Consider the following 21094-nt stretch of genomic DNA (forward strand, 5'->3'; position numbering starts at 1 on the left):
ATCAGTAATGAACCCAGTCCCACAAGGCAAAATACGTGCATCAGCAGTCTGAACATGGGTGTGGGTGCCCACCACCGCAGAGACGCGCCCATCGAGGTAGAGGCCTAGGGCCTGTTTCTCGCTGGTGGCCTCGGCGTGGAAATCGAGGACAATCGCATCGGCCTGCGATCCGATCGTATCAATGACTCGGTCGGCCACAGCGAACGGGCAGTCGATGGCCTGCATGAAAACGCGGCCCTGAAGGTTGACCACCGCCAGTCGATACCCATTGCTCACTACAATAGTCCAACCATAACCGGGCGCTCCGGCTGGATAGTTGGCAGGCCTCACTACTCTCCTTTCAGTGGGGAGGTAGGCCATCATCTCTCTCTTGTTCCAGACGTGATTGCCGGTTGTGATCACATCAGCGCCGGCGCCGAGGATCTCACGAGCGATCTCAGGAGTGAGCCCGATCCCACCCGCTGCATTCTCTCCATTCACTATCACGAAGTCCGCTTCGCCGCGGGATCTCATCTCCGCGATGTGTCGGGCGGCGCCTTCCCGGCCAGGTCTTCCGATTAAATCACCGTACATGGCGACTTTCACACGATACCCGCTCCTCCAACGAAAAGGGGCAGGTCCTCAAGGACGCCTGCCCCCGCCGCTCCTTAGCATTGAATGCGCCGAAGACGCCGCACTAAGCAGGGCGGTTGAACACGACCACGCGCCCGCCCTCCCTGAAACCTATGAGCCTCTTCTCCTGGGTCGTCTCTTTGAGGTCCGCCAGCAGGTTTGCGATGAACTCCTCCTGGACTATGGCCTCTTCCTCCTCCAAGGCCTCCTGTCTGTCGGTTACAAGATCGTCGGAAAAAGCCTCAAGGGTGAGTCCGATCAACAGGGATATCTCTTCCCCAGTAAGTGTCACCACATCTCTGACGATCTTTATCTGAGTGACAATCCCGAGGTCGGATGATTCGATCTCAGCAACTGGTGATTCATTGAACCTAAGAAGGTCAAGGTACACCGAGATGCTCGCAACTGCGCGGGTGCGGAATGCTTCGAACTCATCTGATTCCACCTTGCGTGACACCATGAAGGAAAACCCAAGCAGCCGCGTGTCAGGCATGTACGAGACTGTGCATATCTCGGGATATCGGACCAGAATCGAGACGAGCAATCCAACGCTGGCCGACGAACCGTCGACCTCCCTTGTGCGCACCTCTTTCACCAGCTTCACCTTCTTCCACCCAACATGCGCCATACCCAGACTTCGCTACTTGATACCTGCTGACCATCTTACGCCTGAATGCGCACGCGCGCTCACCGTCATTTGGCGTAGTCAACGGCCCTCGTCTCGCGTATTACTGTGACCTTGATCTGGCCTGGGTACTCCAGCTCCTGTTCCACCCGCTTGACGATATCGCGGGCCAGCTTAGCGGAGCTGAGATCGTCAATTCTATCCGGCTTCACCATGATCCGTATCTCACGGCCAGCCTGTATCGCATATGCCTTGTCGACGCCATCGAAGGAGTCAGCAATCCCCTCCAGCGTCTCGAGACGCTTGATATACGTCTCCAGAGTCTCTCTCCTCGCGCCGGGCCTGGCCGCTGATATGGCGTCCGCGGCCTGTACCAAGACCGCCTCCACGCTTTTCGCCTCTTCATCACCGTGGTGCGACGCAATGGCATTCACTATGGGAACAGACTCTTTGTACTTCCTGGCAAGCTCAGCGCCTATGACAACGTGCGGACCTTCCATCTCGCGGTCGGTAGCCTTGCCGATGTCGTGCAGCAATCCTCCACGCTTCGCCAAAGCCACATCGGCCCCGAGCTCTGCCGCCATCGCGCCAGCAAGGTGAGCCACCTCGATGGAGTGCTGAAGGACATTCTGCCCATAGCTCGTACGGAATTTGAGCCTTCCGATGAGCCTGACCAACTCAGGATGGATTCCGTGCACGCCAAGTTCGAACGTGGCGCGCTCGCCCTCCTCCCTGATGGTGGCGTCCACTTCCTTCTGAGCGCGCTCAACCATCTCCTCAATGCGCGCCGGATGGATCCTGCCATCCTGGATGAGACGTTCGAGCGCAATCCTAGCGACCTCGCGCCTGACGGGATCAAACCCCGAGAGGATCACTGCCTCGGGGGTGTCGTCGATTATGAGATCGATTCCTGTGAGGGTCTCGAGCGCACGGATGTTTCTTCCCTCACGCCCGATTATTCTGCCCTTCATCTCATCGTTTGGCAGCGCCACTACAGACACTGTGGCCTCAGCGACATGATCAGCCGCGCATCTCTGGATTGCCTGGGTTATGATATCGCGCCCTCGCTTCTCAGCTTCCTCCTTGGCCTGGGCTTCGATCTCCTTGATCATCACTGCGGCCTCATGTCGGACATCGATTTCCACTTCGTGGAGCAGCTGTTCACGAGCCTGATCCGATGTGAGCCCACCTATGCGTTCGAGTTCCTGCCTCTGCTTGCCGAACATTGCCTCCGCTTCAACGTGGGTCTTCTCTATTTCCTTCTCGCGCCGTTCCAGCGCGCTCTCTTTCTTTTCCAGCTGGTCGCTCTTGCGGTCGAGTGTCTCCTCCTTCTGCAGAAGCCTCCGCTCAGTTCGCTGGAGTTCAAATCGCCTGTCACGGTTCTCCCTCTCAACCTCACCGCGCATCTTATGGGCGTCTTCCTTAGCTTCTAGGATCGCCTCTCTCTTCTTGCCTTCTGCTTCCTTCTCGGCTTCGTCGACTATCCGCTTGGCCTCATCTTCTGCTGACGAGATCTTCGCTTCGGCGATCCACCTGCGCGCCATGTAGCCCGCCCCCACGGCTGCGCCTGCAATGACCAGATAGATAATCGCTTGTATGAATGGGCTAATGCCAATCCACCTCCTCCACAGTTTCTCTGTAAAGAAACGGCCCCATGCCGCCACACAACCGAATCCGATCACGGACTCGACCTCCACCGAACGCATGTGAAGTGGTGATCGCTCCCGTGATGCGGCCATGGAGCGTACGGATACAGCTTCTCCTGCTCCATCGTTGATTCTATATGTAGTGCGCGAGGACTGTCAAGCAAACCGAAGCGCCGCGCCGCGCCGCGCGCGCCGCATCCTCTGATGCTCTGCTTGTCTCCTTCGAGAGCAGGTCCATGGGCCCGACATGCATCGGCCGCGTCCGGGTTAGGTGAAGAGCTCACTTATAGCATGGGCGATGGCATCAGCGCGGAACCCACGCCTCTCCAGAAAGCCAGCCACACGCCTACACGCTCGCTGCCTGGACTCATCGTCAGCGGCATCCGCAGCCGTAATGCGCTTCCTCGCAAGGGACAGAGCCGCCTCGCGCTCATCGATGCCTTCGGATTCGTACGCCTCCGCTGCTGCAGCGCGCGCCAGATCATGATCGATGCCCCTGCGAACAAGCCTGAGAGCGATCCCTCCCACCCCGTGACGCTGCTCCTGTGCAGCATAGCCCGCCCATCGCCTTGCGGTGACATGGTCATTGATGTACCCGCGGGAGATCATCTCCGCCATTGCCTGTTCCACATGGTCCTGAGAGTAGCCGCGCACGGACAGAGCCTGCCGTAGTTCCGCCTCTGTGCGCGCCTGAACGGCCAGGAGCTTGTACGCGGCTCCACGTGCGCCCTCTAGCGTGCTCTCGCGCCGACCCCGCGAGCGTCTGCGCCCGGATCCGTGACCGATCCCGCGTTCACCGTCACCTGGCATTCTTCGGTTTCGCCTCCGGCCTCGCTCCGCCTGCATCGCTGCTCCCGACGGAGTCGCGCGCAAGAGCGCCCTGCGCGGCTTCCGCCTCCCCAACGCCCTGAGCAGAGCTAGACGATGCAGCTGGCTCCCCCGCGGCGCCTGCCGTGCGTGCAAGCCCTGTGGCCAACCTGATCTTGGACTCGATCTCGGCAGATAAGTCAGGGTTGTTCTTGAGAAACGTCCTTGCGTTCTCTTTTCCCTGGCCAAGCCTGAGGTCGCCATATGAGTACCATGTGCCGCTCTTAGTTATTACTCCGGCCGGTTCTCCTACGTCAAGCATGGCGCCTTCGCGGGAGATCCCCTCGCCGTAGATGATGTCGAACTCGGCCTCCCGGAATGGCGGGGCGACCTTGTTCTTCACGACCTTAGCGCGCGTGCGGTTGCCTATCTGCTCTGAGCCCTGCTTGAGCGACTCCACGCGCCTCACTTCAAGCCGCACTGACGCGTAGAACTTCAATGCCCGCCCTCCTGGCGTGATCTCCGGGTTTCCGAACATCACACCCACTTTCTCACGAATCTGGTTGATAAACACTACGCAGGTGTTGGACTTGGAAATCGCCCCGGTCAGCTTCCGGAGCGCCTGCGACATGAGCCTGGCCTGAAGGCCCACGAAGGAATCTCCCATCTCCCCTTCGATTTCCGACCTTGGCACCAATGCGGCCACTGAGTCGACTACCACAATATCGATGGCGCCCGAACGCACCAGGGCTTCCGTAATCTCCAGCGCCTGTTCGCCAGTGTCGGGCTGAGATATGAGGAGGTTGTCCACATCCACGCCCAGCCTCTTGGCGTAGGCCGCATCAAGGGCATGCTCCGCGTCGATGAACGCGGCGATTCCACCAAGTTTCTGCGCTTCCGCGATTATGTGAAGCGCGACTGTGGTCTTGCCTGATGACTCAGGGCCGTATATCTCTGCCACCCTTCCGCGGGGCATTCCGCCCACTCCCAGAGCGATGTCGAGGGAGAGCGCACCGGTGGGTATCACTTCAATGGCCGTGTTCGCGGCCGATTCGCCGAGCCGCATTATTGAACCCTTGCCGAACTCCTTTTCGATCTGCGATAGCGCTGCCTGAAGCGCCTTATCTTTTTCACTCAAAGCTGATCGCCCCTTTCCCATCCACATCGCACTTCAATTATACCATACCATCCGCACACATGTTCGCCACGCTGGCAGCGCTCTACGCCCGGAGTTTGAGTTCTGAAAGCGTGGTATAGATGGGCCCAGCGGGAGTGAGAGTGCTCGCGACGATGTGCACGCTATCCACTAGCATGCTTCCAAAAGAGGCGCCAGCACTGCAAGCCAAAGCCTTGGAGACGGCTGCACCTGCCGATTCTCCCCTCGCTCTTCCTATAGTCAGGTGGGGCCGGAACGCCTTGTCGGCCCCAGGAAACCCGGAAGCGATGGTGCTATCGTCGATCGCTAGGGCAATCCTTGAAAGCTCCTCGGCGCCGCCGCGGACCCCCACCCAGAGAACGCGAGGCCTGCTCACATTGGGAAACGCGCCTGCCCCCGCGAAGCCCACACGGAACTGCCTTCCACCGGCCAGAGCCCCTCCCACCGCGGCCTGCAATGCGGGAATGCGGGAGCGCTCAGTATCCCCGAGGAACTTGAGGGTGAGATGGAGGTTACAGACCTCCACCCATTTCACAGAGGAATCGATAGTTTCCATTGCCCTCACATACTCTGCAATAGCGTCTGCCGCGTCTCCGTGCAGCCGCACTGCGATGAAAGCCCGCACGCTCGCCACACTATCACCACCTGCATAGGAATTCCAGGTTCACCTCGGGATTCCTCTATCGCCGCCGTCCCCCGAGTGGGTGATTTCTGCGCCATTCCCGGGCGATTCGGGGTATGCTTCCTCAAGATGACGCCTGATGAGGTCCAGCGAGAAGCTGCAGGCACGGTTTCTCACCGACTCTCTGTCTCCATTGAAGCGAATCCTCGCAGCTATGACCCGCGTCATCCTGGCGTCAACCAACCCGAAGTGAACGAGCCCAACGGGCTTGTCCTGGCTGCCTCCTCCGGGTCCTGCGATGCCAGTGATCGATAGCGAAATCCGCGCGCCAGATGCGTTTGCTGCGCCCCGCGCCATTCTGATCGCTGATTCGCGGCTCACCGCTCCGTGAACAGCCAGAGTGTTTTCATCCACTCCGAGTTCCTCGTTCTTGGACCGGTTGCTGTAGGTAACGAAGCCACGCTCGAAATAGTCAGAGCTCCCCGGAATCGAAGTCAGCTTTCCGGCCAGAAGCCCTCCAGTGCAGGACTCAGCGGTGCAGATCGTAAGCCCCGCCCGACGCAGGCAGCGGCCCACCACACTCGCGAGCGTGTCGGCCTCGCCTCCATAGGCGAACCTGCCCAGCCTGCGGCGGACCTCCTCTTCCACACCATCCAGCATGGCATCAGCGGCAGCCTCTGTGGCAGCCCGCGCCGTGATGCGCACTTCACACTCACCGTCGCCGGCGTATGTAGCTGCACTCGGGTTGTCGCGGCCGTGCGCAAGGTCGAGTATGAGCTGTTCGAGGCGGGATTCGCCGATCCCGATGGTCCTGACTGTCCTCGACCTGATCGCCTCAACCCCGCGCTCGTTCCTTAGGTACTCCCGCAGGTAGCTCGTGACCCATCCATCCATCATGAGCTTCATCTCCCGTGGGACTCCAGGCATGCACACGACCCGCTTGACACCCTGCTTGAACAGGACTCCCGGGGCAGTTCCGATTGGGTTGGGAATTGCCTGTCCGGCCCCTGACTCCGGAACCAACGCCTGCTTCCGGTTGGACTCAGGCATGGGTGTTCCTCTGGATGTGAACATCGTCCGAAGGTGCAGCAGAGCCTCTGCATTCTCCACCAGTTCCACTCCAAGGACATCCGCCACCGTCTCCTTGGTGAGGTCATCCTCGGTTGGACCCAGACCGCCAGTGACCATGATCACGTCCGCCCGCTCCAGCGCGTCTCTTACAACAGACGAGAGCCTGTCGTGGTTATCTCCTATTGTCGTCTTGCGATAGAGGGAAAACCCGAGCCCGGCCAGGGCTCGGGCGATGTATGCCGCATTGGTGTCCACTATCTGGCCAAGCAGCAGTTCAGTCCCTACCGACACTATCTCCGCCTTCATTGACAGAACACCCCCAGTTGGGGATCGCTACGCACGGCACGGGGCAGCATCGTTCCCCCGCGACGTATCCAGGGATGGCGATGGGCCCTGCCCCGCGTTCTCGCCCGCCCTCGCCATTCGCTCCCGGAATTCGTCCCCCTCCATTCGCTCACAGGATGCAAGCTCCTTCGCCGTGCTGCGGATGAAATCGATGAACTCGCACAGCAGTGACTTCGCCCGGCTCTCTTCCCGTCGAACGAGCCCCGTAAGTGCATCGTGGTACCGCTCTCTGGGAATATCAGGCTCTGAGATGATCCCAAGATCCGAGAGCCCCCAGTTGACCATCTTTCGCGCCGTTGAGATCGCCTGTTCTATGTCTTGAGACGCTCCGCTGCTCCTCGCTCCAAGTACGAGCTCTTCGGAAACGGCTCCAGCCAGCAATACTGCCATCTCCTCGGCGAGTTCATCTCCAGTCTGAAGGTACGTATCCGACCGAGGCGAGTGCCTCACATACCCCAGAGCCTTGCCTCGGGATGAGACCGTAACTGAAGCCACCGAACCAGGCCGCAGTATCTCACTTACGCATGCATGGCCGACCTCGTGTACGGCCACTCTGAGAAGTTCCTCTTCTTCAGGTTTTCGCCCGATTCGTTCGCCCATGATGACCTTCTCTATGGCCTCAGAGAAATCGGCCATAGTGATCGTGGCCCTGCCCGAACGCAAGGCCATGATAGCAGCTTCATTCGCCAGGCTCTCGAGGTGAGCTCCGGAGAACCCGAAGGTCTCCCCTGCCAGCCTGTCGAGATCGACATCGTCGGCAAGGGGTTTCCGCTTAGTATGGATCTCCAGAATCCTGCGCCTTCCCTCTTTGTCAGGAACACCCACGCTTACCATCCGATCGAACCTGCCAGGACGCATCAAGGCCGGATCCAGCAGATCCGCCCGGTTAGTCGCCCCGATGACCAGCACCCTCACGCCATCCCTGGAGGCGGCCGACAGTCCGTCCATCTCCACTAGGAGCTGGTTCAATGTCTGATCGTATTCGAGGTGGCCATCGTGCTTCCCACGCACTCCTCCGAGCACATCAATCTCGTCGATGAACACCACGGCATTACGCTTTCCTGCGGCAGATGCGGACCGCCTTGCACCCGAAAACAGCTCGCGGACACGCTTCGCGCCTACTCCAGCGTACATCTCGATGAACTGGCTTCCAGCCGTCGCGAAGAAGACCGCATCGGTGTAGTTCGCAGCGGCGCGCGCCAAGAGTGTTTTGCCGGTTCCAGGCGGGCCACTCAGAAGTATTCCTCGCAGTGGCCGAATACCAAGGCGGATTGCACTTTCCTCATTCCTGATGAACTCCAGAGCCTCCACCAGTTCCCGTTTCGCGGATTCCTGCCCGCCCACATCTCCGAAGGTGACGCGGGCGATGCCCGACCCAGCTTTGGCGGCTTCCACCACTTCGAACTTGCGCCCGAGCATCTGCCCGGATGAAACGAGTTCGAACAGAGCGATGAGTCCGCCTGCCATGATCACTGGGGTGACATCGTACCCAAATGCCAGGCAGAACAGGGCGGCAGCAGCCAGCATGCCGATAATCGCATCTCTCACCATGTGGCAGGAACACCTCCTCCCACATCGCCACGGACTCCCCTTGGGGCCACCTCATACAGCTCGTGGGAGCCGTTGGAAAGAGCGATATAGACGCACTCCTCATCCACCCACAGCCGGCATGAACTCACGCCGGCGGCCTTCGCTATGGCCTGTGCCCGGCTCTCCATACTCGCAAATGACCCGGTGGATATGGCCTCCTGTATCACGAAGTGAATCCTGTGGTAAGCCTCGCGAAGCGCATCGTCGCGCGAATCGAGTATCCTGATCGTGATATCATCGCGCTTTGTGGCCGCGCTCGCAGCCCACGAAGCTCTCTTCATGGTCTCTTCAAGATCATTCACGCCCTCAAGGCGCAGGCTCAGCACCATGCCCTTTCTGGTGGCCTCAGTTGAATGAGACGTTATCTCGGGCATGGACGCAAGCGCTATCCGGAGCGGACGCGCAACGGAAGTTCTTATGAACACCTCGCGCCCACCAAAGAGCAGGACGAGGGCGATAGCGAGGCTTGCCGCCACGGTTCTGATATGCACACCCGTCGACTTCAAGGGCATTCCTCCATTCTCTCAAACGGCCCTTAAGCTGCACGGATGATTATATCACACGACAATTGGGGGCGAGCTGTAATTCCACGGCAGTCTTTCCATCACTCCCGGGCCAGAGCACCCGCCTCCGCAGCCGACCTTAGCTCGCGCACTGCCTCCGAGGCATCTGCTGCCCCGAAAACAAAACTGCCAGCCACAATGGTGTTCGCCCCTGCACGGGCCGCCTCTCCCACCGTGCCCGGCGTCATCCCCCCATCCACCTCGATATCCGGGGAAACGCCGATGGTCCTCGCCATCTCGGCAACCTGCACGACCCGGCCGAGAGAGCGACTGATCATCGCCTGGCCCCCGAATCCCGGGTCGACCGTCATGATCAGCACCAGATCGGCGATGTCGATCACGTTCTCTATTGCCGACACCGGCGTCGCCGGGTTCAGAGCCACCCCTGCCCCGACCCCCAGTGAGCGTATCCGGAGAAGAAGGCGATGGAGGTGGCGAGTCGCCTCAGCATGCACGGTGATCACGTTCGCTCCGGCGTCCGCAAAAGCTGCTATGTGATCCTCAGGTCTGTCGATCATCAGGTGCACATCGAAAGGAAGATCAGTAGTCTTCCTGATGGAACGGATAACGGGAGGCCCTATGGTGATGTTCGGGACGAAACTCCCATCCATTACATCAATGTGAATCATGTCAGCGCATCCTGCAACTCTCGATATGTCGCGGGCCAGGTTCGCAAAGTCCGCAGACAATATCGACGGGGCAATCTTGATCACATCCCGCACCTCCACATGAAGCCTTGCTGCCGTATAGCTACTTGTACTGCCTTCTCTCCGCCTCGCGCAGTTCCCCGAGAATGGCAAGATAGTGAGAATAGCGGCTGTAAGGAATCCTACCCTCCATGACAGCGGCCTTGACTGCACACTCTGGCTCGGCGTCATGAACGCATCCTATGAACTTGCAGCCCGGCGCAAGGCCACGCATCTCGGGGAATGCCGGCCACAGATCTCGGGGCTTCATGGAATCAATGTCGAGGACCGAGAACCCAGGCGAGTCCGCGACCAACCCGCCCGAATCAAGAGGGATTAGCCGAACCTCACGCGTGGTATGCCTTCCCCGGCCTATCCTGGCGCTCAACTGTCCCTCCGCAAGGTTGTGGCCTGGTTGGACTGCGTTTAGAAGTGCGGATTTCCCTGCGCCCGAAGGCCCCGAGAACACCGAGATCCTGTTGGCCAGAGCAGCAATCACCTCCGTGATGCCCTGGCCCGTACGCACGCTCGTGGGCATCACCTGATAACCCACGTCTGAGTAGGTGGCCATCATATCCGCACAGCCCGACGGGCCAGCAAGATCCATCTTGGTCACGCAGATCACGGCGTGCAGAGAAGCCTGCTCCACAAGGACCAGTATTCTGTCGAGAAGGTTCAGGTTGGGGCTGGGCTCGGCCGCAGCCATCACAACCACTGCCTGGTCCACATTGGCGATGAGCGGCCTTGCGAGGCAGGTCGTTCTCGGAAGGATCTCCTCTACGATTCCGCCGTCGGCATCACGCGTCACGCGGACCGAGTCCCCCACTGCCACGCCGTCCTGGCGTTTCTTCACATTTCCCCTGGCAGCACAGGGTATAGTCTCATGGCCTATGAGAACCCAACAGATGCCGCCAGACACCCTCACGATGATCCCAGTATCACACGTCCTGCACTCTGATGAGATTGCCGTCAACCCACACCTCGATCTTCCCAGGCCCGTACACCTCTACGACATAGCGTATGGAATCGCCGGGCCGGTGAGATTTCGGGCCATAGCTTATCCTCTCACCGTAGCTGTCGATCACCTTGAGCATAACCTCCTGCACTTCAGGCCCTGCAGGGACCTGGTAGCTCACTTCGAACTTTCGCGGACTGGAATCGGATCCTGAGTCTCCACCGCCAGACCTCTCCGCAAGCACAAGGTCCACTGCGGCGCCTGGTTCGGCCTGCTGGTATGGCCCTGGACGCTGCTCCACGACTGTTCCAGCCTCGTAGAGGATACTGAATTTCGAAGTGACCTGGCCGACAGCGTAGCCAGCTCGGCCAAGGGCTTCCCGCGCCTGATCGAGTGTCATCCCAATCACAAGGGGGATCTCAGCTGGAGCTGGCGGCGGTCCCGATGAGAGCGTGATGTCGACCTTGGACCCCTTCGGCACGTACATGCCAACCTCAGGCTCCTGCGCGATTATCTTGCCGGTGGAAACGTCTGAGTGGTATCCAGTCTTCTGCTCGCCCAGCGACAGCCTCATTCCCTCCAGCTCGAACTTGGCCTCTCTCACGGACTTGTTGAACAGGTCGGGTACAGTGACCATCTCCGGGCCAAGGCTCACTGTTACCCTTACTACGGAGTTCACCTTGCGTTTCGTCCCCTTCGGAGGGTCTTGGTCGATGATGTGATTGTAGTCCACCGTGTCGTCATACCTTTTCGCAGACGAGTCAAGGGTGAGTCGATTCTGCCTCGCGGTGCTTTCCGCGTCCGGCAGTGTCATTCCCACGAAACCCGGAACGGCCACTTCGGCAACTTGTATCCAGTCTCTGAATGCCTTGAGCCCAACTGCCGCCGCACCGGCGAGCACAAGAAGGACAACCAGAGCGGATGCCAATACTCCTGCGCGCCGCGGTTTCGATCCTCGCCTGTGATTGTCGTTCGCCACCTTGTTGGTTGCCTCCCCCGCCACACCGAATGGCCGAGTAGTGTCAAGCGGGTTCTGTGCTGCAGTGGTGGGCAGATCATTCGCAGCAGAAGCCTGCTCGCTTACTGGCTGGCCCGGGATAGCCATCACGTCGCCCGGCCTGCCGGGCTCTCCCTGTCGCGCCCTGGCCATCGCCTGACTGATGCCATTTCGAAACGCCCGTGCAGTCCGCCACCTGCGTTCCGGATCCTTCTCCAGTGCCCGGAGAATCACCCGCTCAAGCTCGACTGGCATCGCCGGATTGAGAGCCCTCGGAGGCATCGGCTCATCCTGGATGTGCTTGAGCGCTACCGCCACCTGAGTGTCGCCTGCAAATGGCAGTTTCCCTGTGAGGATCTCATACATCACTACGCCTAGGGAGTATATGTCTGACTCGGCAGTAGCCGCCGCACCCCGCGCCTGCTCAGGAGATGTGTAGTTCACCGTTCCTATCACGGTTCCGGTCTCCGTAAGCGCACTCGCCGATGCCGCCCTGGCGATCCCGAAATCGGCGACCTTCACTCGGCCTTCCGTGTTTATCAGTATGTTGTGTGGCTTGATGTCCCGGTGGATTATCCCATTCGAATGAGCGTGTTCCAACGCGCCAAGGATCTGTTCAGTGACATTCACTGCCTGGTCGACAGTGAGCTTTCCGTCGCGCACTATTACATCGTGGAGGGTGAGCCCATTTACCCATTCCATGACGATGTAGTTGGACCCGGCCTCCTCACCTACATCATACACATTGACAACGTTTGGATGTGAGAGGCCAGCAGCGCTCTGCGCCTCTCTTCGAAATCTCTCCCGAAACTCATGATCCGAGGCGAACTGGGGCCTCAGAACCTTAACGGCAACTATCCGGTTGAGAAGGGTGTCCTTGGAGCGGTACACCACCGCCATGCCGCCCTCTCCAACAGTCTCGAGAAGAGAATACCTGCCTCCCAAGAGCTCGTTGGTCACCCGCTCACCTCCATCTCGTCCAAAGCTGTTACAAGTATATCACCTGCCAGAGGAGCCGCAGCCGTTCCTCCGGCGCCCGCATTCTCCAGCACGATGGCCATGGCCACCCGGCGCTCCCCAGATCCGTCCACCGCAAACCCCGCAAACCACGCGTGAGGCTCACCGTGAGGGTTCTGGGCGGTCCCCGTCTTGCCTCCGATATCGTAACCCGGCCTGCCAGCCCTTACTGCAGTACCGCGTTCCACCGCGGCCCTCATCGCCTCAGTGACTAACGCTGCTGCCGCCGGGCTTAGGGGCCTAGGAAGCTCGCGGGGCCTTCGGACTCGCACCAGATGGCCATCGGGTTCCGCTATCTCCCGAACTACATACGGCATCATCATGGCCCCGCCATTCACCGCCGCCGCAATTGCCATCGCCATGTGCATAGGAGTCACCACGAGGTCGCCCTGGCCTATGCCAAGCTGCCCCAGGATGTCGCCGGATTGAGTGAGCTTTGCCATGCCGAGCCTCGCGGAGGCGGTGGGGATGTCAAACGGCGCAGGCCTATCCAGAAAGTAGCGGGCGAGCGCCTCCGGAAGAGACGAGCCAAGCCGCAGTGCTAGTTCCACGGCCACCACGTTGCATGAGACCGCAACGGCGGTCTTGAGATCAACGCTCCCGTGGGCGCCGCCCGGGTCCCGAATCACTGTGCCGCCAGCCCGAATAGACCCAGAACACTGGAACACCTCATCGACGCCGGCCACGCCTGCGTCGATGGCTGCCGCCACGATCGCAGTCTTGATGGTTGATCCAGGTGGATATAGCCCTGTCGTTGCCCTGCAGAGGAGTGGCGAATCCTCCCTCGACAGGGTGAAACCCCACATCTCCTCAGCTCCGTATGGAATGAACCATGGGCTGCTCGCGACCGCCAGGGCCTCGCCGGTGGCGGCGTTTAAGACCACTGCCGCTCCACGTCGCCCGGCGAGGGCCCTCTCGCAGGCCCGCTGCACCCCAGAGCTGATCGTAAGCCCGAGAGAGTAGCCGCGAGCACGATTCCCAGCAAGAGTCCAGAGCAATCCAGCCCGATTCAGTAGGGGCTGCCTCCCCATAAGCCACGGATCATAGGCGGCCTCAAGCCCTGCCTTGCCAATGGAAGGCCCTGCGTACCCGATCAGCGGCGCCAAAGAACCAGGCCCGTTGTAGAATCGGGACAACAGCCCGGGCGCGTAGGAGCCGCTCACCACATTCCCATCCCGATCCAAGATGCTCCCTCGGATTATCTCTCTATCCACATCGGCAACGCGAGGGTTCCCGGGGCTCGTAGCCAGGCGGTCCGCCTTAATCGCCTGGTAGTACGTGGCCCCCAGCGCCAACACACAGGCGCCAAGCAGCCATGCCTGCACAAGACGGCGGATGCGCCGGTTCACTGCGAATCACCGCCATCTCCTAGGCGTGGCGCCATGCCGGCAGCAGACCTGCCTACTCTGTTCGAGGCCATATCGCCCTCGACCTCGGCGCTTTCCGTGGACCCGATCAAGAGGCCGGCAAGGGCAAGGCTGGCCACCATGGAGCTTCCCCCGTAACTCGCAAAAGGCAGAGTCACTCCGGTGAGCGGCAGGATTCCAAGGTTTCCTCCTATGATAACGAACGTCTGCACAGCTATCAGATTGGCGGCCCCAATGGCCGACAGCGCCATGAACGAGGTCCTAGCCCTCATCGCCCTTCCGTACCCATGCCCCACAAATGCCATGTATACCAGGATGAGTCCGATAGAGCCTGAGAGCCCGATCTCCTCTGCAGCTGCTGCAAACGACATATCTGTCACCGCAGCAGGCACCTGCCAGGGCGAACCGCTCCCGTACCCACGGCCCAGAATTCCTCCACTCGCTACGGCATACAGCGACTGCACCACCTGATATCCAGCCCCAGACGGGTCAGCCCAGGGGTTAATCCAGGATGTAAATCTCGTGCGGACATGGCCAAACACGGCAGCGGCGATGATCACGATCACCACCCCAAGCCCGAGACCGCCCCCCCCGATTACGCGGTTGCCTGAGGCCGCGTACAGCATGGCAACACAGGAGATGTAGAGAACCATGGCTGTTCCCACATCTCGCTGCGCCGCGATAAGGCCCATCACCAGAGCCCATATCATCACCGTGCGCCTGGCTCGAACGCACGACCACACCTTGCCGATGCCCAGCCTGGCTTCACAGTCAGGCTCGGCAGTGGGAAGGCTCGACAGGCCGTCTGCGCCAAGAATCACACACGCAACCTTCACAAACTCAGACGGCTGAAACCCCACGCCCCCCCAAAGCAGCCAGGATCTTGCTCCGCCTCGCTCTAGGCCCACCGCCAGAGTGATCACAAGCAGAGCGACCGACCCCACTGCGGCAGCCGCCGAAAACTTGGAGATGCGGCCAGATCGCTGCAGGAAGACGACACACGCAAGCGCGATGCTCCCTATCCAGATGAGCCCCACATGCTTTGCTGCCAGATCCGGCCTCAGCCGCGCCACCGTGACACAGCCCATGACAGTTGCCGCTGCAGAAAGCGGCATAAGGATCTGATCGCCCTGGAAACCCAGCAAGACAAATGCGGCATGGCATAGGGCAAAGGCGACAGATGCCGCGAAACACAGCCCGAGCGGCTCGCCCAATGCCCGCCCAGTGGCAGCAAAGGAAAGCGAGGCGCCCTCAACGATGGCAAGCAGCATGACCAGCCCGATGAGGGAGCGTTCAACCTCTCTGTGTGAGCGTCTGACAGTTCCTAGGCCCATCCTATATCCGACTCCTCGATAGTCCCCATTGCAACGGTTATGTTATCGTGCCCGCCCCTGGCACAGGCAAGACCCACCAGAAGAGCACATGCATCCTGGGGCCCCTCGGCCGTGCTTACCACAGCAGCCATCTCCTGTGCGCCTATGACATCGTGAAAACCGTCAGTGGACAGCAGGATCACATCGCCAGGCGCCACGCAGCGCTCCCGAGTGTCGATGTCGAGCCTGTCGCAGAAACCAAGCGCCCGCGTTATGGCGTGCCTCTGCGGATGTGTCTCAGCCTCCTCCGGGGTGATCAGGCCGGAACGAACGAGCTCTCCCACCACCGAGTGATCCGTCGTCAGCTGCGATACTACGTCGCCGCGAACCAGGTATGCCCTGGAATCCCCCACATGCCCAAGGTGGAGAACGCCTTTCCTCACTGCGGCAACTGTGAGGGTAGTGCCCATGCCGGCGAGAGATTCAGAACTCCGAGACGCCTCAAGCACTCCCCAGTTTGCTGCAGCTATGCACGCCGCGACATCAACATCATCTCCAGAGTCCCATTGTCCGCAGTACGAGGCCACTGTGCGGATAGCAATGCCCGCAGCCACCTCGCCCGCATTGTGACCACCCATTCCATCAGCCACCGCCAGACACTGCCTATCGGCGAAACATGCATCTTCATTCGTATCGCGCATCAATCCAGTATCGGTGGCGCACCCGAGCAGCATGATTATCACCTTCCACTGCGCACGGCCTGGTCTTCCCTCCGGACTGCAGCCTCTGCTAGAATCCCATGGCACACTCTGAATAGGAACAGATAGAGCGCCGCAATGCATGCCATTCTAAACAGTGTGATCACAATCTGAGCCAAGACTACCGCCCTCCCTGAGCCACCTTCGCCGGAGCTGCCCACAGGCAGCGTCGATATCTGCGCCCATCTCTCGCCTGATAGTTGTCTCGATTCCGGACGTGCGAAGGATCTTCCCAAACCTCTCAGCTGCATCGGCCGAAGACCTCTCGAGCCCCGTTTCCGCCACTGGATTCAGCCTTATAAGGTTCACATGGCATAGCGTGCCTCGTATCAGAGCAGCAAGCATCGCTGCGTGATCTGAGGAGTCATTCACCCCGGAGATCAGCGAGTATTCGTAGGTAACCCGCCTGCCAGTGATCTCCGCATACTCACTGCACGCGTTCACGAGTTCCTTTACTGGGTATGTCCTGTTGATCTTCATGATCGCGGTTCTCGTGTCATCATCTGGTGCATGGAGCGACACCGAGAGAGTAATGGGAAGACCCTCGCCGGAAAGCTTCCGGATGCCCGGAAGTATCCCACATGTTGAAACCGTGATATGCCGATACCCGATCCCAAAGCCCCGGTCCCAGTTGATGAGCTTGATGAACTTGAGTACGTTTTCATAGTTGGCAAGGGGCTCTCCCGACCCCATCATCACGACCGAACTGACTCGCTCGTTTCCCACGTCATTGCTCACGGCGAGAATCTGGTCGATCATCTCGCTGCATTCAAGGCTGCGAACTAGCCCCCCGATGCCAGAGGCGCAGAAGGAGCATCCCATTGCGCAGCCCACCTGCGACGACACGCAGAGGCTCAGCCCGTAATCGTGTGGCATCAGGACTGTCTCGACTGCGTTGCCGTCAGCTAGCCCGACAAGGTATTTCCGCGTCCCGTCCGTCGACCTGACCTTCGCGATCGCCTCCGAGGGGCGAATGGGAGTCGCCTCCGCGAGTAACTGCCTGAGGCGGATTGGAAGGTTGGTCATGCTGGCGTACGATGAGAGACGCGCACGATAGAGCCACTCAAGGGTCTGGTCCGCCCTGAAGGCGGGTTCCCCGAGAGAAGCGAAAAAGGCCCTGCATTCAGAGACCGACATGCTCTTGATATCCACGCTAGTAATCATTCCACCAAACTCACATGATTCCTTTGTATCATGAGCCCGTGCGGCAGTTCCCACCCCAGAGTCCTGGGCCAGACAGCAAGACAGGCGGTCCGCGCTTCCGGGCCGCCTGCATCCTGCGGGGAGCAGCCATGGCCTCCACGAGGCCCTAGGCGCCGCCTCTCCTGATGTAGGGCTTGCCGCTCGCAGCCGGCGGTGTCGAACGCCCGATGATTCCTGCAAGAGCCGCCATGGTAATGATGTACGGCAGCATCAACAGGAACTCCTGGGGAATCGCCCTGAAGCCCCAGGTCTGCGCTGTAAGCTGGATCGCGTCGGCCAATCCGAATAGGAGGGCCGCCAACATGGCGCCCACAGGCGTCCACTTGCCGAATATCACCGCGGCCAGCGCGATGAAGCCGCGGCCAGAACTCATGCCCTCGCGAAACAGGGAGAGCTGCCCCAGTGATAGTGTTACGCCGCCCATCCCTGCTAGAAAGCCGCTGAGTATTACGCAGAAGTAGCGTATCCCCGCCACGTTCACACCAACCGTGTCGGCGGCCTCTGGGTGCTCGCCGCACGCACGGATCCGAAGGCCCAGAGGAGTGCGGAACAGCACGATCTGCCCTAGAACTGCGACTATTGGGGCGAGATACACCGGAGGTGTATTCCTTCCGAGGATGTCGCCGAGTATCGGTGTCTTGAGGATGAACGGGATGGTCCAGTTTGCAAGCTTAGTGACGGGCTCGGTCTGCCCGGCACGATCGAAAATGGCGCGGAGCAGGAACCCAGTTAAGGCCGCAGCCAGCAGGTTGATGGCAACGCCAGACACGGTCTGGTTTGCCCTGTATTTGATGCTGGCCACCGCGTGTATCGAGGCCATCAGTGCACCTGCAATAGCGCCCATGAGAAAGCCGATCCAGGCGTTCTTGGTGATGTATGAGAAGAGAACGCCGAAGAAGGCGCCGGTCAGCATCATGCCATCAAGCCCGATGTTCACCACTCCGGATCTCTCGCTGAATACTCCGCCCACAGCAGTGAGAATCAGAGGGGAGGCAAGGAACACAGTGGATGCCAAGAGGTCTATGGTAAGGTACTGAAGCATCTCCCAGTCGATGTTCATCGGACTCCCTCCCTCTTCCCAGTCCTGCTTGTGATGGAGGTGAGTATCCTCCGCCCAGGGATCCATCCTTCCACAAGGCCTTCAGCTGCAACCAGGAAAATCACCACAGCCTGCACTATGCCGACCGTCTCCTTAGGCACATGCGCCATGCCCTGCATCATCTGTGAGCCACGGTGCAGCATGCCGAAGAGTGAGGCGGAGGCGAGTATGCCGATGGGGTTGTTCTTTCCCACAAGCGCCACCGCAATTCCATCGAGGCCGAATCCCTCAAAAGCGAAGAGATCGAGGAACTTGTACTGAATCCCGCATACCTGCATCGCTCCGGCGAGCCCCGCGAGGGAACCGGCAACAAGCATCGACATCAGCATGGCCTTGGAGGCGCTGATGCCGGCGTATTTCGCGGCATCCTGGTTAAGGCCGACCGCCCGGATCTCATAGCCCAGGGTAGTCTTGTATAGCAGGTAGTAGACGAGGAACACCGCTGCGATCGCAACAATGATCCCCGTATTCACTCTGTATGTGCTATGGAAACCGCCGAAGAACCTGGATAGCTTGGCTGTGTCGGCGATCTCGGGGCTATATGGAGCAGCAAGGCTTCTATCCTTGATGGGCCCCGTGACAAGATAGTGCGATAGGTACAGCGCAATGTAATTCATCATGATGCTGTTCACTACTTCATGCACCCCAAGCTTCGCCTTGAGGAACCCTGGCACTGACGCCCATATGGCCCCGGCGAGAGCGCCTGAGAGCAAGGTGAGGGGAAGATGGATTATCCGCGGAAGGCCGGCAAACCTGTAGCCCACCACGGCGGCTGCAACCATTCCCACAATCAGCTGGCCTTCTGCGCCGATGTTGAACAGCCCGCATCTGAAGGCCACGGCGATGGAGAGGCCTGTGAAGATAAGCGGGTTGATGTACACTATGGTCTCCGAGAGGTTGACGAGAGAGCCGAACGACCCGTTGAGCAGTGCGCCATAGGCTTTCATCGGGTTCGCTCCGGTGGCGAGCATTAGCACCACGCCTACGAGCAGGCCCACGATCACTGCAACCACAGGGACAAGCAGCCCCGACCAGATCGACTTGTTCGTGGCCTTCACCTGCCACTCACCCCCGCTTTCTGCCTTGCGGCGCCTGCCATCATGAGCCCAAGCTGCTCCTCAGTGGCCTCGCTGCGGTCGAGCATGCCAACGATCTCGCCCTCATAGATGACAGCGATTCGATCGGCAAGCGCCATGATCTCATCAAGCTCCAGGGAGACGAGGAGGACCGCCTTCCCGGCGTCGCGCGCCTCCACAAGCCTGTGGTGGACGAACTCAATCGCTCCCACGTCGAGGCCGCGAGTTGGCTGCGCCGCCACGATGAGGTTGGGCTTGCGCGATAGCTCCCTTGCGACGATGACCTTCTGCTGGTTCCCGCCTGACAGCGATCCCGCCAACACGTCCTCGTTCGGGGTGCGAACGTCGTATTCCTGGATCAGCCTGCGCGCCTCGGAATGGATCGTGTCCCAAGCCAACTGCCCGCCACGGCTGAATGGAGGCTTGTAGTACTGTTGCAGGATCATGTTCTCAGCCACGGTGAAATCCAACACCAGGCCATGGCGATGGCGGTCTGCAGGAATATGGACAATCCCCGCCTCGAAAACATGCCTCGGCGAATGGTTTGTGACGTCTTTTCCTCCAATGACAACCGTGCCTGCCGCAGCCCTGCGCATTCCAGTGATGGCCTCAATGAGCTCGCTCTGTCCGTTGCCATCAACACCGGCTATGCCGAGTATCTCACCGCCGCGAACTGAGAACGAGACACCGCGCACTGCCAGGAGGCGCCGGTTATCAAGGACCCGCAACCCGTCTACGACCAGCACGTCCGCCCCTGGATTCGACGGCCCCTTCTCAACCACTAGTTCCACATCGCGCCCGACCATCATTCTCGCGAGCTGATGCGTATCGGTGCTGGATGTTGCGACTGAGCCCACCACCTTGCCTCGGCTGATCACAGTGACCCGGTCCGACACGGCCATGACCTCTTTGAGCTTGTGGCTGATGAAGATGATCGATTTCCCCGTCGCCCTGAGGTTTCTCATGATCGTGAAGAGCTCCGACACTTCCTGCGGGGTGAGCACCGCTGTCGGTTCGTCCAGTATCAGAATGTCCGCTCCTCGAAGCAGCGCCTTGAGGATCTCCACCCTCTGCTGCATCCCCACGGAGATGTTCATTACCTTAGCATTGGGGTCAATAGCCAGCCCGTATTGCTCCGAGATCTCCCTCACCCTGGCCACTGCAGCCTTCATGTCCATGAACACCAAGTTGTGCGTAGGCTCATCGCCGAGGACGAGGTTCTCCGCAACAGTGAACTGAGGGATGAGCATGAAGTGCTGGTGCACCATGCCGATTCCAAGCTTCAGCGCATCGTTGGGTTCGCTGATCTGGGCCTCTTTGCCCCGCACTGTGATGGTTCCGGCTTCAGCCCTATAGAGCCCATAGAGGATTTTCATGAGCGTGGTCTTGCCCGCTCCGTTCTCGCCGAGTAAGGTGTGGATCTCGCCCTCTTTAAGAGTGAAGTCGACCGCATCGTTCGCCAGAATGCCAGGGAAAGCTTTGGTGATTCCGCGCATCGATAATACGGGGACACCCTGGGCCTTCTCTCCCATAAACGTCCCTCCAGTCAAGACTAGGCGCTGAAGCCCTAGGACTCCAGCGCCCAA

Annotated in this window: 19 protein-coding genes; all 19 read right to left on the bottom strand. The window is 59.9% G+C overall.

Features of this window, described 5'->3' with window-relative positions:
- Positions 1-585, bottom strand: a 585-nt coding sequence (locus VB144_13300) for a TIGR00282 family metallophosphoesterase (GenBank protein MEA4884601.1), incomplete at its 3' end; no start/stop codon positions are given.
- Between the two features lie 91 nt (positions 586-676).
- Positions 677-1240 (bottom strand): hypothetical protein, encoded by a 564-nt coding sequence (locus VB144_13305; GenBank protein ID MEA4884602.1) that lies wholly within the window; start codon positions 1238-1240, stop codon positions 677-679.
- 65 nt (positions 1241-1305) lie between these two features.
- Positions 1306-2835: a ribonuclease Y gene (rny, locus tag VB144_13310; protein MEA4884603.1), complete on the bottom strand. Its 1530-nt coding sequence runs from the start codon at positions 2833-2835 to the stop codon at positions 1306-1308.
- 315 nt (positions 2836-3150) lie between these two features.
- On the bottom strand, positions 3151-3693 hold the full coding sequence (locus VB144_13315) for a regulatory protein RecX (protein ID MEA4884604.1): 543 nt from the start codon (positions 3691-3693) through the stop codon (positions 3151-3153).
- Positions 3683-4849, bottom strand: coding sequence for a recombinase RecA (recA, locus tag VB144_13320; protein ID MEA4884605.1), 1167 nt, complete (start codon positions 4847-4849; stop codon positions 3683-3685). Before recA ends, VB144_13315 begins: the two co-directional genes overlap by 11 nt.
- Positions 4850-4910: 61 nt before the next feature.
- Entirely contained in the window at positions 4911-5480 is a 570-nt protein-coding gene (thpR, locus tag VB144_13325; protein MEA4884606.1) for an RNA 2',3'-cyclic phosphodiesterase, read from the bottom strand.
- Between the two features lie 30 nt (positions 5481-5510).
- Positions 5511-6845 (bottom strand): competence/damage-inducible protein A, encoded by a 1335-nt coding sequence (locus tag VB144_13330; GenBank protein ID MEA4884607.1) that lies wholly within the window; start codon positions 6843-6845, stop codon positions 5511-5513.
- Between the two features lie 27 nt (positions 6846-6872).
- Positions 6873-8435, bottom strand: coding sequence for an AAA family ATPase (locus VB144_13335; GenBank protein MEA4884608.1), 1563 nt, complete (start codon positions 8433-8435; stop codon positions 6873-6875).
- On the bottom strand, positions 8429-8980 hold the full coding sequence (locus tag VB144_13340; GenBank protein ID MEA4884609.1) for a hypothetical protein: 552 nt from the start codon (positions 8978-8980) through the stop codon (positions 8429-8431). The genes VB144_13335 and VB144_13340 overlap by 7 nt, the downstream gene beginning before the upstream one ends.
- Positions 8981-9078: 98 nt before the next feature.
- Positions 9079-9747, bottom strand: coding sequence for a ribulose-phosphate 3-epimerase (gene rpe, locus VB144_13345; GenBank protein MEA4884610.1), 669 nt, complete (start codon positions 9745-9747; stop codon positions 9079-9081).
- A 40-nt stretch (positions 9748-9787) separates the two neighbouring features.
- Complete coding sequence (rsgA, locus tag VB144_13350) at positions 9788-10696, bottom strand: ribosome small subunit-dependent GTPase A (GenBank protein MEA4884611.1); 909 nt, start codon at positions 10694-10696, stop codon at positions 9788-9790.
- Positions 10662-12635 carry a Stk1 family PASTA domain-containing Ser/Thr kinase gene (gene pknB, locus VB144_13355; GenBank protein ID MEA4884612.1) on the bottom strand — a complete coding sequence of 658 codons (1974 nt, stop codon included), beginning with the start codon at positions 12633-12635 and terminating at the stop codon, positions 10662-10664. The genes rsgA and pknB overlap by 35 nt, the downstream gene beginning before the upstream one ends.
- A complete protein-coding gene (locus VB144_13360) occupies positions 12632-14041 on the bottom strand; it encodes a penicillin-binding transpeptidase domain-containing protein (GenBank protein ID MEA4884613.1) in 1410 nt (469 codons plus the stop codon). Before VB144_13360 ends, pknB begins: the two co-directional genes overlap by 4 nt.
- Positions 14038-15393: an FtsW/RodA/SpoVE family cell cycle protein gene (locus tag VB144_13365; GenBank protein MEA4884614.1), complete on the bottom strand. Its 1356-nt coding sequence runs from the start codon at positions 15391-15393 to the stop codon at positions 14038-14040. Before VB144_13365 ends, VB144_13360 begins: the two co-directional genes overlap by 4 nt.
- Complete coding sequence (locus VB144_13370; GenBank protein ID MEA4884615.1) at positions 15384-16106, bottom strand: Stp1/IreP family PP2C-type Ser/Thr phosphatase; 723 nt, start codon at positions 16104-16106, stop codon at positions 15384-15386. The genes VB144_13365 and VB144_13370 overlap by 10 nt, the downstream gene beginning before the upstream one ends.
- A 114-nt stretch (positions 16107-16220) precedes the next feature.
- Positions 16221-17294: a 23S rRNA (adenine(2503)-C(2))-methyltransferase RlmN gene (rlmN, locus tag VB144_13375; GenBank protein MEA4884616.1), complete on the bottom strand. Its 1074-nt coding sequence runs from the start codon at positions 17292-17294 to the stop codon at positions 16221-16223.
- Positions 17295-17439: 145 nt separating this feature from the next.
- On the bottom strand, positions 17440-18393 hold the full coding sequence (locus VB144_13380) for an ABC transporter permease (GenBank protein ID MEA4884617.1): 954 nt from the start codon (positions 18391-18393) through the stop codon (positions 17440-17442).
- On the bottom strand, positions 18390-19490 hold the full coding sequence (locus VB144_13385) for an ABC transporter permease (GenBank protein MEA4884618.1): 1101 nt from the start codon (positions 19488-19490) through the stop codon (positions 18390-18392). Before VB144_13385 ends, VB144_13380 begins: the two co-directional genes overlap by 4 nt.
- On the bottom strand, positions 19487-21004 hold the full coding sequence (locus tag VB144_13390) for an ABC transporter ATP-binding protein (GenBank protein MEA4884619.1): 1518 nt from the start codon (positions 21002-21004) through the stop codon (positions 19487-19489). The genes VB144_13385 and VB144_13390 overlap by 4 nt, the downstream gene beginning before the upstream one ends.
- Positions 21005-21094: the final 90 nt, after the last annotated feature.

The organism is Clostridia bacterium (genome assembly GCA_034926675.1).
GTDB lineage: Bacteria > Bacillota > DTU025 > DTU025 > DTU025 > JAYFQW01.

Bases quoted from the DNA above. Each gene is read 5' to 3' on its own strand.
- VB144_13305 (MEA4884602.1), bottom strand. From the start codon at position 1,240: ATGGCGCATGTTGGGTGGAAGAAGGTGAAGCTGGTGAAAGAGGTGCGC.
- VB144_13315 (MEA4884604.1), bottom strand. From the start codon at position 3,693: ATGCCAGGTGACGGTGAACGCGGGATCGGTCACGGATCCGGGCGCAGA.
- recA (MEA4884605.1), bottom strand. From the start codon at position 4,849: ATGGGAAAGGGGCGATCAGCTTTGAGTGAAAAAGATAAGGCGCTTCAG.
- VB144_13330 (MEA4884607.1), bottom strand. From the start codon at position 6,845: ATGAAGGCGGAGATAGTGTCGGTAGGGACTGAACTGCTGCTTGGCCAG.
- VB144_13335 (MEA4884608.1), bottom strand. From the start codon at position 8,435: ATGGTGAGAGATGCGATTATCGGCATGCTGGCTGCTGCCGCCCTGTTC.
- VB144_13365 (MEA4884614.1), bottom strand. From the start codon at position 15,393: ATGGGCCTAGGAACTGTCAGACGCTCACACAGAGAGGTTGAACGCTCC.
- VB144_13370 (MEA4884615.1), bottom strand. From the start codon at position 16,106: ATGCTGCTCGGGTGCGCCACCGATACTGGATTGATGCGCGATACGAAT.
- rlmN (MEA4884616.1), bottom strand. From the start codon at position 17,294: ATGATTACTAGCGTGGATATCAAGAGCATGTCGGTCTCTGAATGCAGG.
- VB144_13380 (MEA4884617.1), bottom strand. From the start codon at position 18,393: ATGAACATCGACTGGGAGATGCTTCAGTACCTTACCATAGACCTCTTG.
- VB144_13390 (MEA4884619.1), bottom strand. From the start codon at position 21,004: ATGCGCGGAATCACCAAAGCTTTCCCTGGCATTCTGGCGAACGATGCG.